This is a genomic window from Streptomyces sp. NPDC048636, assembly GCF_040650655.1.
Lineage (GTDB): Bacteria > Actinomycetota > Actinomycetes > Streptomycetales > Streptomycetaceae > Streptomyces.
In genome coordinates, this window is sequence record NZ_JBEZHR010000002.1 from 430129 (window position 1) to 444867 (window position 14739).

The following is a 14739-nucleotide window of genomic DNA, read 5'->3' on the forward strand; positions in this document are numbered from 1 at the left end:
TCAGACCAGCCCGGCGGTGCATTCGTCACCGTCCGCGCAGCTCACGGACTGGACCGAGCCGACGCCCACCCGCGCCAGGTTGTCCAGGCTGGTGGTGCCGGGCTCGAAGTACCCGGCGTGGCCGTCCGCGCCGTCGGCGGACAGCCTGCGGGCGCCGAAGCCGGAGCCGTACGGGTCGGCGCCGTGGCCGAGTCCGCCGACCTCCAGGTGCGGGATGTCCTCGATCCAGTCCCCGGAGTCGCGCATGGCCCAGACCCGGGCACTGGTGCCCAGGTCGGAGGCGTGGTCGGCGCGCATTCCGGGGCTTCCGGCCACCGCGATGTCGGTCACGCTGGGCGGCAGGTCACGCGCGGCGACACCGCACACCACCGAGCCGTAGCTGTGGCACATCAGGGAGACCCGCGAGGGGCCGGGCAGCGCGTTGACCAGGCCGCGCAGCCGCAGCGCGCCCTGGGCTGCCAGCTTGCCGGTGGCGGCGTCCATGCCGATGCCCGCGGGTGAGGTGTAGTCGGCCCAGGCGATGACGGCGCTACGGGTCTCCGGGGCGTCGGTCCGCTGGTTCCGGTAGAGCGCGCGGGCCATGCCGACGGTGGCGGAGTACGGCTTGTCGCTCTTCTGGAAGGTGAGGATGTTGGTGTCCACCCCCGGTACCACGATCGAGACCCGGCCCGCGTGCGGGAGGTCGCCGAAGACCTCGGCGGCCCGGCCCTGCCCCGAGGGGTCGAAGGCGAGGATCTGCCGGCCGGGGGCGAGCAGGTCCTGGTAGCGGTGCATCCGGCGGCCGGCGTCGGTGCGGCCCAGCGGCGTCAGCCTGCTGTCGTGCATCCGCGCCCGCTCCACGGCCTTGGCCTGGAGCAGGGCGGTCCGGTTGGCCCGGTAGCGCAGCTCCGCGGGCGCGCCGTTGAGATTGCCGACGACAAGCGGGAAGCGGCGTACGAGACGGTGGGTCTCGGCCCTGTCCAGCGCGTCGAACCAGCGGCTGAGCCGCCGCGGCGAGGAGTACGGGTCGGGCAGCCGGTGACCGCCCAGGGACGCGTGGCGCCAGGCGGTGATCGACGCGGCCAGCGGGTCCCGGTCCCCTCTCTGGGCCCGTACGGCCGTCCAGCCGGTGGTGGCGAGCAGGACGAACACCACCGCCAGGGCGAGCAGGGCGCGCCAGGCGGTGGAACCGGGAGAGGGGGAGCCGAGCTCCGAGAAGGAAGTCACCGCGGGACACACTAGGAGAAGCCTGGTGGTGGTCGCCAAATGCCGTGAGTCATATCACGTTTGGGGACCGCGCGATCCAGGCGTTATGTCCGATTAGTGCTTTTTCGTCCAATGTTCGGCGAGCGCCGGTCCCACATGGTCGAGTTGGTGGGCGGCGATGTCCCGCAGCGCCGTCGTGCTGAGGTCGTCACGCTCGCCCCACAGCTTGCCGGTCACCCGGACCACTCCGCCGAACATCGCCACCACCAGGCGTGGACGGGGGTCCTGGTCGATGTCCAGACCCTCGCGGCGGGCGACCTCCCGGGCCAGCCGCTCCTCCATCTCCATCGTCCGGCGCAGATGTACCGCGAGCAGGGCGGGCGTCGATTCGATCACCTGGTACATCCGCAGATGGAGCTCGGTGGGGACCAGCTCCTCGATGGTCTCGCCCATCCGGTCCCAGGCGTCCAGTATGGCGTTGCGCAGGGCGGTCAGCGGTGGCTCGTCGGTGGGGCGGGCGCACAGCGCGTCGAAGCACAGCGCCTCCGCCGACCCCTGGGTGGCGAAGGCGACTTCCTCCTTGTTGGCGAAGTAGCGGAAGAAGGTGCGCTGGGAGACATCCACCGCCTCGACGATCTCGTCGATCGTGGTCTCCTCGTATCCCTGACGGGTGAACAGCTCGAAGGCGGTGTGCACCAGGGCGCTCCGGGTGCGCTGCTTCTTGCGCTCGCGCAGTCCGGTCGGCGCGGGCGTCACCGCCTCCGCCGCCTCGTCCGTTGTCACCTGTCGGCTCGCTTCCTGCCCGCGTCCAGCTGCGTTTCGTACTGCGCCCGGGCCGCGTTCGTACCGCGGCCGGGATGCGTTCGGGCTGCTCAGAATACCTGTGGGAGGAGACAGCAACCCGCGGATGATTCCATTTGTCAAATGTCAGAGACTGACATTAGCCTCCGAGTATGACGTCTTCGACCCCCGTCGCCGACACGGCGGCGGAACCTCCGCCCATATCCGACTCCCGCAAGGGACTGCGGGGGCATCCCTGGCTGACGCTGCTGACCGTCGGCTTCGGCGTGGCGATGGTCGCCCTCGACAGCACCATCGTGGCCATCGCCAACCCCGCCATCGCCCAGGACCTCGGCGCCTCGCTCGCCGACGCCCAGTGGATCACCAACGGCTATCTGCTCGCCCTGGCCGTCGCGTTGATCACGGCGGGCAAGCTGGGCGACCGGTTCGGCCACCGGCAGACCTTCCTCATCGGGGTGGTCGGCTTCGCGCTCTCCTCCACGGCCATCGGCTTCTCCTCGACCGTGCCGCTCGTGGTGTCCTTCCGGGTGCTCCAGGGCCTGTTCGGCGCGCTGCTGATGCCCGCGGCGCTCGGGCTGCTGCGCGCCACCTTCCCCGCCGAGAAGCTCAATATGGCGATCGGTATCTGGGGCATGGTCATCGGTGCCTCCACGGCGGGCGGACCGATCGTCGGCGGACTGCTCGTGGAGCATGTCAACTGGCAGTCGGTCTTCTTCATCAATCTGCCGGTCGGTCTGCTCGCCCTGATGCTGGGCCTGTTCATCCTGGTCGACCACCGCGCCAAGAACGCCCCGAGGTCCTTCGACATCCCCGGCATCCTGCTGCTGTCCGGTGCGATGTTCTTCCTCATCTGGGCCGTCATCAAGTCCTCGGAGTGGAGTTGGGGCGACCCCAAGACCCTGCTCTTCCTGGGTCTCGCGGCGGTCTGCTTCGTGGCGTTCGCCTTCTGGGAGAACCACACCGCCGAACCGCTGATCCCGCTCGGCATGTTCCGCTCCGTCCCGCTCACGGCGGGCACCGTGCTGATGGTGCTGATGGCCTTCGGCTTCATGGGCGGACTGTTCTTCGTCACCTTCTATCTCCAGAACGTGCACGGGATGAGCCCGGTCAAGAGCGGACTCCATCTGCTGCCGCTGACCGCGATGATGATCGTGTCCTCACCGCTCGCGGGCGCCGTCATCACCAAGGTCGGGCCGCGCATCCCGCTGGTGGTCGCGATGTCGCTGACCGCCGTGGCGCTGTTCGGCGCCTCCACGATGGATGTGGACACCTCCACCCTCGAGATGTCCCTGTGGTTCGGTCTGCTCGGCCTCGGCCTCGCCCCGGTGATGGTCGGTGCCACCGAGGTCATCGTCGGCAACGCGCCGATCGAGCTGTCCGGTGTCGCCGGAGGTCTCCAGCAGGCGTCCATGCAGGTCGGCGGAAGCATCGGGACGGCCGTCCTGGGCGCGGTGATGGCGGCCAAGGTGGACGACGACCTGCCCGGCAAATGGGCGGCTGCCAAGCTGCCGCCCGTCACCGGTGAGCAGATGTCCAAGGCGTCCGAGGCGGTGGAGGTCGGCCGGGCGCCGATCGCCAAGGGCACCCCGCCGGAGCTCGCGGGCAAGATCACCCACGTCGCGCAGGACACCTTCGTATCGGGGATGAGCCTCGCGTTCGTGGTGGCCGGAGTGATCGCGGTGATCGCGGCCGGGGTCGCGGCCTTCACCAAGGCCGGGACCAACGCGGAGGCGGGTGCCGGGGTGGGCCACATCTGATCCCGCGCGGGAGCATCCCGCGCGGGCAACCGGTTGCGGGGTCTCGCCGAGGGACACCCCCTATCAGGGTGGCGCTCGCTCAACTCCCTGGTGGGCAGCGGGAGTCGGCCGACAGGCTGACTCCCGTTTCTGCTGTCGTCACACGGGGAGTTCGTTCACCATGCGCACATCGCGCACCATCGTCACCGCGGCCGTCACCGCGGCCCTCTCGGTCCTCGCCGCCGCGGCCGCGACGGCACAGGACCGGACCGCACCGCCGCCACAGCTCGGGAACTGTGACGCCGGACAGCTGTGCCTCTGGCACGGAACCGGTTTCACCGGACCGCGTCAGCTCCATGAGCTGGCCGACACCGATATCGAGAGCTGTGTCGCCCTGCCGTCCGGCGCCTCCGCCGCCTCGCTGGCCAATCGCACCGGGCGCCCGGTCACGGCGTACCAGAGCGCGGAGTGCGCCGAGACCGGCGAGTTCCGCACCTATCCCACCGGCTCCTGGGCCCCCGAAACCGCCTACCGGGTACGGGCCTTCAAGATCTGGGAGCGCTGAGGACAAGGGGGCGGGGAGCGGCGAAGACGAACGCTGGGCGGACTGGAGATCCAGCCCGCCCAGCGTTTCCGCTCAGCCGTCGAGGACGGTTACGCGTCGCCGCCCGCCGGGCCCGGGTCGGCCGCCGCCACATCCAGCAGCTGGTAGCGGTCGATCGCCTGCTTCAGCACCGAGCGGTCGATCTTGCCTTCCCTGGCCAGCTCCGTCAGCACCCCGAGCACGATCGACTCGGCGTCGATGTGGAAGAAGCGGCGCGCCGCGCCACGGGTGTCGGCGAAGCCGAAGCCATCGGCGCCCAGCGACTGGTAGGTGCCGGGCACCCAGCGCGCGATCTGGTCCGGAACGGCACGCATCCAGTCGGAGACGGCCACCTTCGGACCCTCCGCGTCCGCCAGCTTGCGGGTGACGTAGGGGACGCGCTGCTCCTCCTCCGGGTGGAGCAGATTGTGCTCCTCGGCCTCGATCGCGTCGCGGCGCAGCTCGTTCCAGGAGGTCGCCGACCAGACGTCGGCCTTGACGTTCCAGTCCTCGGCCAGCATCCGCTGGGCCTCGACCGCCCACGGCACCGCGACACCGGAGGCGAGGATCTGCGCCGGGATCGCGCCCTTCTCGCCCTGCTTGTAGCGGTGGAGCCCCTTGAGGATGCCCTCGCGGTCCACATCCGCCGGCTCGGCAGGGTGCTGGATCGGCTCGTTGTAGACGGTGAGGTAGTAGAAGACGTCCTCACTGTTCTCGCCGTACATCCGGCGCAGACCGTCCTGCACGATATGGGCGATCTCGTAGCCGAACGCCGGGTCGTACGCGACGACCGCGGGGTTGGTCGAGGCCAGCAGCTGGGAGTGGCCGTCGGCGTGCTGGAGACCCTCACCGGTCAGGGTCGTACGACCGGCGGTCGCGCCCAGTACGAAGCCCCGCGCGAGCTGGTCGGCCATCTGCCAGAACTGGTCGCCCGTGCGCTGGAAGCCGAACATCGAGTAGAAGACATAGACCGGGATCAGCGGCTCGCCATGGGTGGCGTAGGCCGAGCCCGCCGCGATCAGCGAGGCCGTACAGCCCGCCTCGGAGATGCCGTCGTGCAGCATCTGCCCGGTCGGCGACTCCTTGTACGCGAGCAGCAGCTCACGGTCGACGGACTCGTACTGCTGGCCCAGCGGGTTGTAGATCTTCGCCGAGGGGAAGAGCGAGTCCATGCCGAAGGTGCGGTACTCGTCCGGCGCGATCGGCACGAAGCGCTTGCCGATCTCCTTGTCCCGCATCAGGTCCTTCAGCAGCCGGACGAAGGCCATGGTGGTGGCGATCGACTGCTGGCCGGAGCCCTTCTTCACCGCCGCGTACGCCTTGTCGCCGGGCAGCGCCAGCGGCTTCGCGCGCACCACACGGGTCGGCGCGTAGCCGCCCAGCGCCTTGCGGCGGTCGTGCATGTACTGGATCTCCTCGGACTCCCGGCCCGGGTGGTAGTACGGCGGAAGGCCGGACTCCAGCTCCTTGTCCGGGATCGGCAGGTGCAGCCGGTCGCGGAAGCCCTTGAGGTCGTCGACGGTCAGTTTCTTCATCTGGTGGGTCGCGTTGCGGCCCTCGAAGTTCGGGCCGAGCGTCCAGCCCTTGACCGTCTGGGCCAGGATCACGGTCGGCTGGCCCTTGTGCGCCTTGGCCGCCGCGTAGGCCGCGAAGATCTTCCGGTGGTCGTGACCGCCACGGCCCAGGTGCAGGATCTGGTCGTCGGTCATGTGCTCGACCATGGAGCGCAGCCGCTGGTCGTCACCGAAGAAGTGCTCGCGGATATAGGAGCCGGTCTCGGTGGCGTAGGTCTGGAACTGACCGTCCGGCGTGGTGTTGAGCTTGTTGACCAGGAGGCCGGTGCGGTCCTGGGCGAGCAGCGGGTCCCAGGTGCGGTCCCACACCAGCTTGATCACGTTCCAGCCGGCGCCGCGGAACTGCGACTCCAGCTCCTGGATGATCTTGCCGTTGCCGCGCACCGGGCCGTCGAGCCGCTGGAGGTTGCAGTTGACCACGAAGGTCAGGTTGTCCAGACCCTCACGGGCGGCCAGCGAGAGCTGGCCGAGCGACTCCGGCTCGTCCATCTCGCCGTCGCCGAGGAACGCCCAGACATGGGAGCCGGAGGTGTCGGCGATACCGCGCGACTCCATATAGCGGTTCATCCGGGCCTGGTAGATCGCGCCCAGCGGGCCCAGCCCCATGGAGACGGTCGGGAACTCCCAGAAGTCCGGCATCGACCGCGGGTGCGGATAGCTGGACAGGGCGTGACCGGCCTTGGACTTCTCCTGGCGGAAGCCGTCCAGATGCGCTTCGTTCAGCCGGTCCAGCAGGAAGGCACGGGCGTAGATACCGGGGGAGGCATGGCCCTGGAAGAAGATCTGGTCGCCGCTGTCGTTGTCCTTGCCGCGGAAGAAGTGGTTGAAGCCCACGTCGTACAGCGAGGCGGAGGAGGCGAAGGTGGCGATATGGCCACCGACCCCGATACCCGGACGCTGGGCCCGGGAGACCATCACCGCCGCGTTCCAGCGGGTCGCGTTGAGGATCTTGCGCTCGATCTCCTCGTTGCCGGGGAAGAACGGCTCGTCCTTGGTGGCGATGGTGTTGATGTAGTCCGTGCTGCGCATCTCGGGCACGGCCACCCGCTTCTCGCGGGCGCGCTCGATCAGTCGAAGCATCAGGTAGCGGGCACGTTCCCGGCCGCGCTCATCGACGGCTGCGTCGAGCGAGTCGAGCCACTCCTGGGTTTCCTCGGGATCGAAGTCCGGGACCTGGCTGGGAAGGCCGCCAATGATGATCGGGTTGCGATCGGATCCGGAAGCCACGCTATTCCTTCGCTTTTCGGTCGTGCGGTGCACGGACATGGATTCATGCTCTATTGGTCGCGCCGGTCTCCATCGTGTACCTCGGGTACGGGATACGTCATCTCTACTGGGTGGTAACCGCCACCAGACGAGATGGGCGCTGAGGGCCGGTCGGGTGTGACGGCCAAATCGCAACCTTACGCCCACGACGGGGGGCATCTGCGTACGACCGTTCGGCTCCGGGTCGGCGTAGGGTGGCGATACGCACACGTAAGCCGGACATAATGGGGCAATCAGCATGGCCACCCGCTGATTCACGCCGTTCCTCCCTGATGGGAGTTGCGGCGAGACGTCAACGTTTGGGCGGGATCGCTGGCCGGGTACTTGCGCGATCCGCCCGGCCCGTGTGGACTACGCCCCATGCCCCTCGCGTACGCGCGCGGGGTCACCGGATCCGAAGAGTGAATGAAAGATGACAGGAGGCAATCCGTGAGCGCGACCGCGGACCACGCGGAGGAGCGGACCAACCTGGCCGCCAGGCTGGGTTTCCAGCCCGGACAGGTGGTCCAGGAGATCGGCTACGACGACGATGTCGACCAGGAGCTCCGCGAGGTCATCGAGGAGATCACCGGCCAGGAGCTCGTCGACGAGGAGTACGACGACGTGGCCGACGCCGTGGTGCTGTGGTTCCGAGAGGACGACGGTGATCTGACGGACGCGCTGGTGGACGCCATCCAGATGATCGACGACGGTGCCCCGGTATGGCTGCTGACGCCCAAGACCGGGCGTGACGGCTATGTCGAGCCGAGCGACATCAACGAGGCCGCGACCACCGCCGGACTCTCCCAGACCAAGAGCTTCAACGCGGGCAAGGACTGGACCGGCAGCCGCCTGGTCACCCCGAAGGCCGCCCGCACCAGCAAGCGCTGAGACCGGGAAACCACACACCCGAGCCCCCCTCCGTTCGCTTTCGGAGGGGGGCTCGGCGCGTAGGGTGGACGCCACCGCACGTGATCACATGAGTGAGAGAGCGAAGGGACATCCCATGGCGATAGAGGTCGGTACCAAGGCCCCCGACTTCGAGCTGAAGAGCCAGCACGGAGAGACGGTCAGGCTCTCCGACTTCCGGGGCGAGAAGAACGTCGTTCTCCTCTTCTACCCGTTCGCCTTCACCGGCGTCTGCACCGGCGAGCTGTGCGCCCTCCGCGACGAGCTGCCGAGCTTCGTCAACGACGAGGTCCAGCTGCTCGCGGTCTCCAATGACTCGCCCTTCAGCCTGCGCGTCTTCGCCGAGCAGGAGGGGCTGGAGTACCCGCTGCTGTCGGACTTCTGGCCGCATGGCGGGGCCAGCCGCGCCTATGGCGTCTTCGACGAGGAGAAGGGCTGCGCGGTGCGCGGCACATTCGTGATCGACAAGGAGGGCGTGGTGCGCTGGACCGTGGTCAACGGTCTGCCCGACGCCCGCGACCTCAACGACTACGTGAAGGCCCTCGAGGCCCTCTGAGCCGCGTCCGCGCGTCGCGAAACCCCTGTAGCCACCGGGAACCGCTCACTAGGATCGACGCGTTGATCCTGATGGGTTCCGTAAGGCTCACCGAAGGTATCCGCATCCACCATGAGGGGGCACGCAGTGCTCCTGACGAACCTTTTTAGGGAGGACTCGTGGGAGTCAGCCTCAGCAAGGGCGGCAACGTCTCGCTGTCCAAGGAAGCCCCGAACCTGACCGCGGTCATCGTCGGTCTGGGCTGGGACGCCCGCACCACCACGGGCACCGACTTCGACCTCGACGCCAGCGCCCTGCTGACCAACGCCGAGGGCAAGGTCGCCAACGACCAGAACTTCGTGTTCTTCAACAACCTCAAGAGCCCCGAGGGCTCCGTCGAGCACACCGGTGACAACATCACCGGTGAGGGCGAGGGCGACGACGAGCAGATCAAGGTGAACCTGGCCGGGGTCCCGGCCGATGTCGCCAAGATCGTGTTCCCGGTGTCGATCTACGACGCCGAGTCCCGCCAGCAGAGCTTCGGCCAGGTGCGCAACGCGTTCATCCGCGTCGTGAACCAGGCCGACAACAATGAGCTGGCCCGCTACGACCTCTCCGAGGACGCCTCGACCGAGACCGCCATGGTCTTCGGCGAGCTGTACCGGAACGGGGCGGAGTGGAAGTTCCGCGCCATCGGCCAGGGGTACGCCTCCGGGCTGCGTGGCATCGCGCAGGACTTCGGCGTCAACGTCTGACAGCCGCCACGGCGAGCCGTGGGCCGCGTGTGCACACCACCGGTGGGCATCCGCGGCCGTGAACGGCACCACCGCGTCCGGCGCCGCATCCCTGTATCCAGGCAGGAGTGCGGCGCCGGACGCGCTGAGCGCACGCAACACCCGGGGAGGAACAAGGATCATGGGCGTTACGCTCGCCAAGGGAGGCAATGTCTCCCTCTCGAAGGCCGCGCCGAACCTGACACAGGTGCTCGTCGGCCTGGGATGGGACGCGCGCTCCACCACCGGAGCGCCGTTCGACCTCGACGCCAGCGCACTGCTGTGCCAGAACGGGCGGGTGCTCGGCGACGAGTACTTCGTCTTCTACAACAATCTCAAGAGCCCCGAGGGCTCCGTCGAGCACACCGGTGACAACCTGACCGGTGAGGGCGACGGTGACGATGAGTCGCTGCTGGTCGATCTCGCCGCGGTGCCGGCCCATGTCGACAAGATCGTCTTCCCGGTCTCGATCCATGACGCCGATGCCAGGGGTCAGACGTTCGGGCAGGTCAGCAATGCCTTCATCCGGGTGGTGAACCAGGCCGACGGTCAGGAGCTGGCCCGCTACGACCTGTCCGAGGACGCCTCCGGCGAGACCGCGATGATCTTCGGCGAGGTCTATCGCTACGGCGGCGAATGGAAGTTCAGGGCCGTGGGGCAGGGGTACGCGTCGGGACTGCGCGGCATCGCTCTAGACTTCGGGGTCAACGTTTCGTAAAGCCGCGTACAGCGCGCGGGGGAGACCTTACGAAGAAGGATTGGGTTGCCTGTGCTCCTCAAAACCTTTGGTTGGTCGTTCGCCGTAACGGCGGGCGGTCTGGCCTTGGCCGGCGTCCTCTGGGGGTGGAAGGGGCTCGCGATCGTCGGGATCCTCTCGATCCTGGAGATCTCGCTCTCGTTCGACAACGCGGTCATCAATGCGGGCATCCTCCGCAAGATGAATGCCTTCTGGCAGAAGATCTTCCTGACCGTCGGCATTCTGATCGCCGTCTTCGGCATGCGCCTCGTCTTCCCGGTGGTGATCGTCGCCATCACCGCGAAGCTGGGGCCCCTCGAGGCCGTGGACCTCGCGATCAACGACAAGGAGAAGTACGAACACCTGGTCACGGCGGCCCACCCGTCGATCGCGTCCTTCGGCGGGATGTTCCTGCTGATGATCTTCCTCGACTTCGTCTTCGAGGACCGTGACATCAAGTGGCTGGCCTGGCTGGAGAAGCCGCTGTCCAAGCTGGGCAAGCTGGACACCTTCTCCATCGCGGTGGCGCTGGGCGTCCTGCTCATCACCGCGACCACCGTGGCCACCGACGTGGCCCACGGCGGCGGTGACAAGAGCTCCACGGTGCTGCTCGCCGGTGTCGCCGGTCTGCTCACCTATCTGATCGTCGGCGGTATCTCCGGCTACTTCGAGGACAAGCTCGAAGAGGACGAAGACGACGACGAGGCCGACGCGGCCGACGAAGGCGGTGCCGAGGAGAAGGCCGCGGCCGCCAAGAACGGCGGCGGCAAGCCCACCGTGGTGGGGCTGGCCGGTAAGGCCGCGTTCTTCATGTTCCTCTACCTCGAGGTCATCGACGCGTCCTTCTCCTTCGACGGTGTCATCGGCGCCTTCGCGGTCACCAACGACATCTTCGAGATGGCGCTGGGTCTGGGTATCGGCGCGATGTACATCCGGTCGCTGACCGTCTTCCTGGTCCGCAGGGGCACCCTGGACGACTACGTCTACCTGGAGCACGGCGCGCACTACGCCATCGGCGCGCTCGCCCTCATCCTGCTGGCCACCATCAAGTACGAGATCAACGAGGTCATCACCGGCTCGGTGGGTGTGCTGCTGATCGCCGCCTCGTACTGGTCCTCGGTGGTGCGCAACCGCCGGGAGGCCGAGGCGGAGGGGTCCGGGAAACAGACGGAAGTCTCCTCCGGAGTGTGACCGGGGGGCGTTTGAGGAACGCTCTGAGCGGGGCGGCCGAGAGTATGAGCTCCCGGCCGCCCCGCGGCAGTTCGGCAGGCGGGGCCAGTGAAGGGTGGGGGTGTACGCGATGGCGTTCTGGAGCAACTGGGGGCGGGCCGCGTGGCGCGATTTCGACAGCGGTGACGCGTCCGGGGTGGTCGAGCTGACCAAACGGCACTCCGTGATCTCCCTGACCAAACAGGGCGCCGCCAGTGGCAACCTGCGGATCAACCTGTCGTGGCAGATGCGGACCTCGGACTTCAACGAGAGCGGGCGCGGCTCGCTGCGCCATCCGTTGCGGATGTTCAAGCCCGCGGTGGTGCAGGCCCAGGGCCCCGCCATGGTCAATGTGGACCTCGACCTGGCGGTGATGTACGAGCTGAAGAGCGGCTCCAAGGGTGTGGTGCAGCCGCTGGGAAACTTCTTCGGCAACCTCAATGAGGCCCCGTACGTCAAGCTCAGCGGGGACGACCGGTTCGGGTCGGGCTCCGGCGAGACGATCTACATCAACATGGACCACAAGGACGACATCAAGCGGCTGCTGGTGTTCGTCTACATCTACGACGGCACCCCCGCCTTCGACCGCACCCATGGCATGGTCACGCTCTACCCGAGCAATGGCCCCCGGGTGGAGATCGCCCTCCACGAGCGGGCCCCGCAGGCCCGCTCCTGCGCCGTGGTCATGATCGAGAACATCAAGGGCGAGATGGTGGTGCGGCGCGAGGTGAAGTACGTCTACGGCTTCCAGGCGGAGCTGGACCGGCTGTACGGCTGGGGGCTCCAGTGGGGCCGGGGCTACAAGAGCAAGGTCTAGGCCGTGTCGTTCGGATCTTTCGCGGGTCCGCGAAGATCCAAACGACACGACCTAGGCCGTGTCGGCCTAGCCCCTGTCCGGTGGCTCTTCTCGGGCCCGCGGCCCCCTGGCGCCGCTAGCGGTTCTGGAACTGCGGTCCCTGCGGCGGCAGCGTGAAGTTGGGGTCCGGCACCGGTGCGGGCAGCGGCGGCGGGGGCGGTACGGCCCCGGTCGGCTGCACCTGCTGTGGATAGCCGTACGCGGGCGGCTGTGGATAGGCGTACGAGGGCTGCGGCGCGTAGGGCTGCTGCGGCGGGGCCTGCTGATAGCCCGGGGGCGGTGGCGGCGGTGAGGTGGGCTGCGGGGGCACATAGCCATAGCCGTCGCCCTGGGCCGCGGCGGGCGTCATCCGCTGCGGGTCCCAGGGGTCCGGGGTCGGCCCCTGCGGATGCGGCTGGGGGTGCGGCGGCGGATAGCCGTAGCCGGTCCCGGGTGCGGGCGCCTGGGGCGGCAGCGCCTGGGTCTCGGCCTGCGAGGGGGTCGGGGAGGACGGCGGCGGAGCCGGAGAGGCGGCCGACGGCGGTGCGGCGGGGGCGGACGGCGGCTCGGTGGCGTCCGCCGGCTCCTCGCGCCCGGACGCGGCGCCCGCGCCCTCGCCGTCGTCCACCGAGATGCCGTACTCGGTGGCCAGGCCGACCAGACCGGTCTCATAGCCCTGGCCCAGTGCGCGGAACTTCCAGCTGTCCTCGCGCCGGTACAGCTCCCCGCAGATCAGCGCGGTCTCCGCGCCCGTCTCGGGCTGTACCTCGAAGATCGCGATCGGATCCGCGTCCGCCGCGGCCGAGGCGTCGTACAGCAGCAGGCTCAGATCCCGGACCCGTCCGAAGGGGCCGCCGTCCGCGGACGCGGCCAGCACCACCCGGCGCACCCCCGCCTCCAGACCGGACAGCTCGGCCTCGATGGTGTCGGTCAGCCCTTCCGGCATCCGCTTCTTGGGCAGGTGGCGGACCAGGCCCGAGGGGTGGCGCGGCTGGTTGTAGAAGACGAAGTCCTCGTCCGAACGCACGCGGTCGTCCCCGGCCAGCAGCAGCGCCGAGGCGTCGACATCCGGTACGTCGGTGCCGGGGGTCCAGCGCAGCACCGCGCGTATGGCGGTGGTCTCGAGCGGGATGTTCGATCCCTTCAGCATCGCGTGCGTCATGGCCGCAATCCTGCCCTCCCACCCGGCCCGGGGACAACGCAGGGTACGGGGGCGGAGGCGGTGCGCGTCCGGAGCGAAGGGCGCACGCACCGGTCGACGGGGTGGAAAGGACATGGATCCGACCCCGATGAGTTACTTGATTTTCACGGTCTTGGGGAACTTTTGACCCTGGCCCGCACGTACGATTATCGGCCAACCAGGGGTCGTCGCGGCCCGTAGCGGGTACTGGCACACGGGGAGATTTATGAGGCATTTTGGGCACCTGCCAGCTGAGGTGCGGTCGGGTCTTTTCCATCAGGAGCCCGGCGAATTCACCGTGGACTCGCCCGCCAGGACCCTGGCGGTCGCCCTCGGAGCCACCCTCTACTCGCCCGCCACCCGGCCCCGCCTCGCCGATGACATCGTCAAACAGGCAGGTCGCGGCGTGGTGTCCATGGTGCTGTGCCTGGAGGACTCCATCCATGACGCCGAGGTCGCCGACGCGGAGGAGAACCTTGTGCGCCAGCTCGGCACGCTCGCCGAGCGCGGTCCCGACCCGGCCCTGCCCCTGCTGTTCATCCGCGTCCGCACCCCGGAGCAGATCGTCGATCTCGTCCGGCGCCTGGGACCGACCGTCCGGCTGCTGTCCGGATTCGTACTGCCGAAATTCACCGAGGAGCGCGGCGCCTCCTTCCTCGAGGCGCTGATCTCCGCCGAGACCGCCGAGGTGACGGCCGCCCTCGGGGGGCGGCGGCTCTTCGCCATGCCGGTCCTGGAATCCCCCGAGCTGATGCACCGGGAGAGCCGTACCGAAACCCTCAGCGGCATAGGCCGGATCGTCGACAAGTACCGGGACCGGGTGCTGGCGCTGCGGCTCGGGGTCACCGATCTCTGCTCCGCGTACGGACTGCGCCGGGCGCCGGATATGACCGCCTACGACGTCCAGATGGTCGCCTCCGTGATCGGGGACGTGGTGAATATGCTCGGCCGTGCCGACGGCACCGGCTTCACCGTCACCGGCCCGGTGTGGGAGTACTTCAAACAGCATGAGCGGATGTTCAAACCGCAGCTCCGCCTCAGCCCCTTCAGCGGTCATGCCGAGGCGCTGCGCACCGCGCTCATCGAGCACGATATGGACGGCCTGCTGCGCGAGATCGAGCTGGACCGGGCCAACGGCCTGCTGGGCAAGACCTGTATCCACCCCACCCATGTCGCCCCCGTGCACGCGCTCTCGGTCGTCAGCCACGAGGAGTTCAGCGACGCGGCGGACATCCTGGAGCCCGAGCGGTACGGCGGCGGGGTGCTGCGCTCCTCGTACACCAACAAGATGAACGAGGTGAAACCGCACCGGGCCTGGGCGGAGCGCACCATGCTGCGCGCGGAGGTCTTCGGTGTCGCCAGGGAGGACGTGAGCTTCGTCGAGCTGCTGTCGGCGAGTGTGCGGCCGGGCTGAGCGACGGGGCGCGGAAAGGGAGTT

Annotated in this window: 13 protein-coding genes; 9 read left to right on the top strand and 4 right to left on the bottom strand. The window is 68.5% G+C overall.

Annotated features, from left to right (window positions below):
- Together AB0C66_RS07775 and AB0C66_RS07780 are read right to left on the bottom strand one after the other, a co-directional pair.
- Complete coding sequence (locus tag AB0C66_RS07775; protein WP_362434220.1) at positions 1 to 1206, bottom strand: alpha/beta hydrolase; 1206 nt, start codon at positions 1204 to 1206, stop codon at positions 1 to 3.
- A gap of 93 nt (positions 1207 to 1299) precedes the next feature.
- Positions 1300 to 1968 carry a TetR family transcriptional regulator gene (locus AB0C66_RS07780; protein WP_362434223.1) on the bottom strand — a complete coding sequence of 223 codons (669 nt, stop codon included), beginning with the start codon at positions 1966 to 1968 and terminating at the stop codon, positions 1300 to 1302.
- Between the two features lie 170 nt (positions 1969 to 2138).
- On the opposite strand from AB0C66_RS07780, the gene AB0C66_RS07785 reads away from it, so the two are divergent.
- Both AB0C66_RS07785 and AB0C66_RS07790 read left to right on the top strand, forming a co-directional pair.
- Positions 2139 to 3743 carry an MFS transporter gene (locus AB0C66_RS07785; RefSeq protein WP_362434226.1) on the top strand — a complete coding sequence of 535 codons (1605 nt, stop codon included), beginning with the start codon at positions 2139 to 2141 and terminating at the stop codon, positions 3741 to 3743.
- A gap of 160 nt (positions 3744 to 3903) precedes the next feature.
- Positions 3904 to 4287 (top strand): peptidase inhibitor family I36 protein, encoded by a 384-nt coding sequence (locus AB0C66_RS07790; protein ID WP_362434228.1) that lies wholly within the window; start codon positions 3904 to 3906, stop codon positions 4285 to 4287.
- Positions 4288 to 4376: 89 nt separating this feature from the next.
- Here the strand turns inward: AB0C66_RS07790 and aceE are convergent, their stop codons facing one another.
- Positions 4377 to 7106, bottom strand: a complete 2730-nt coding sequence (aceE, locus tag AB0C66_RS07795) for a pyruvate dehydrogenase (acetyl-transferring), homodimeric type (RefSeq protein ID WP_362434231.1) — start codon at positions 7104 to 7106, stop codon at positions 4377 to 4379.
- A 468-nt stretch (positions 7107 to 7574) separates the two neighbouring features.
- On the opposite strand from aceE, the gene AB0C66_RS07800 reads away from it, so the two are divergent.
- The 6 genes from AB0C66_RS07800 (at position 7575) to AB0C66_RS07825 (ending at position 12103) form a co-directional block, all read left to right on the top strand.
- Entirely contained in the window at positions 7575 to 8015 is a 441-nt protein-coding gene (locus tag AB0C66_RS07800) for a DUF3052 domain-containing protein (RefSeq protein ID WP_362434233.1), read from the top strand.
- A gap of 115 nt (positions 8016 to 8130) precedes the next feature.
- The gene (locus AB0C66_RS07805; protein WP_362434235.1) at positions 8131 to 8589 is read left to right on the top strand and encodes a peroxiredoxin; all 459 of its coding nucleotides are present in this window, start codon (positions 8131 to 8133) and stop codon (positions 8587 to 8589) included.
- Between the two features lie 158 nt (positions 8590 to 8747).
- Positions 8748 to 9323: a TerD family protein gene (locus AB0C66_RS07810; RefSeq protein WP_362434237.1), complete on the top strand. Its 576-nt coding sequence runs from the start codon at positions 8748 to 8750 to the stop codon at positions 9321 to 9323.
- A 160-nt stretch (positions 9324 to 9483) separates the two neighbouring features.
- The gene (locus AB0C66_RS07815; protein ID WP_362434240.1) at positions 9484 to 10059 is read left to right on the top strand and encodes a TerD family protein; all 576 of its coding nucleotides are present in this window, start codon (positions 9484 to 9486) and stop codon (positions 10057 to 10059) included.
- Between the two features lie 51 nt (positions 10060 to 10110).
- Entirely contained in the window at positions 10111 to 11268 is a 1158-nt protein-coding gene (locus tag AB0C66_RS07820; RefSeq protein ID WP_362434243.1) for a DUF475 domain-containing protein, read from the top strand.
- A 109-nt stretch (positions 11269 to 11377) separates the two neighbouring features.
- Positions 11378 to 12103: a Tellurium resistance gene (locus AB0C66_RS07825; RefSeq protein ID WP_362434246.1), complete on the top strand. Its 726-nt coding sequence runs from the start codon at positions 11378 to 11380 to the stop codon at positions 12101 to 12103.
- 115 nt (positions 12104 to 12218) lie between these two features.
- Here AB0C66_RS07825 and AB0C66_RS07830 read toward each other — a convergent pair whose 3' ends face one another.
- Entirely contained in the window at positions 12219 to 13283 is a 1065-nt protein-coding gene (locus tag AB0C66_RS07830; RefSeq protein ID WP_362434249.1) for a TerD family protein, read from the bottom strand.
- 244 nt (positions 13284 to 13527) lie between these two features.
- Between AB0C66_RS07830 and AB0C66_RS07835 the strand changes: the two genes are divergently transcribed.
- The gene (locus AB0C66_RS07835) at positions 13528 to 14715 is read left to right on the top strand and encodes an HpcH/HpaI aldolase/citrate lyase family protein (RefSeq protein ID WP_362434252.1); all 1188 of its coding nucleotides are present in this window, start codon (positions 13528 to 13530) and stop codon (positions 14713 to 14715) included.
- The last annotated feature ends 24 nt before the right edge of the window (positions 14716 to 14739 follow it).

What these genes read in the sequence shown, in the direction of transcription:
- AB0C66_RS07830 (WP_362434249.1), bottom strand. Translation starts at nt 13,283, where the DNA reads ATGACGCACGCGATGCTGAAGGGATCGAACATCCCGCTCGAGACCACC.
- AB0C66_RS07835 (WP_362434252.1), top strand. Translation starts at nt 13,528, where the DNA reads ATGAGGCATTTTGGGCACCTGCCAGCTGAGGTGCGGTCGGGTCTTTTC.
- AB0C66_RS07805 (WP_362434235.1), top strand. Translation starts at nt 8,131, where the DNA reads ATGGCGATAGAGGTCGGTACCAAGGCCCCCGACTTCGAGCTGAAGAGC.
- AB0C66_RS07825 (WP_362434246.1), top strand. Translation starts at nt 11,378, where the DNA reads ATGGCGTTCTGGAGCAACTGGGGGCGGGCCGCGTGGCGCGATTTCGAC.
- AB0C66_RS07815 (WP_362434240.1), top strand. Translation starts at nt 9,484, where the DNA reads ATGGGCGTTACGCTCGCCAAGGGAGGCAATGTCTCCCTCTCGAAGGCC.
- AB0C66_RS07790 (WP_362434228.1), top strand. Translation starts at nt 3,904, where the DNA reads ATGCGCACATCGCGCACCATCGTCACCGCGGCCGTCACCGCGGCCCTC.
- AB0C66_RS07785 (WP_362434226.1), top strand. Translation starts at nt 2,139, where the DNA reads ATGACGTCTTCGACCCCCGTCGCCGACACGGCGGCGGAACCTCCGCCC.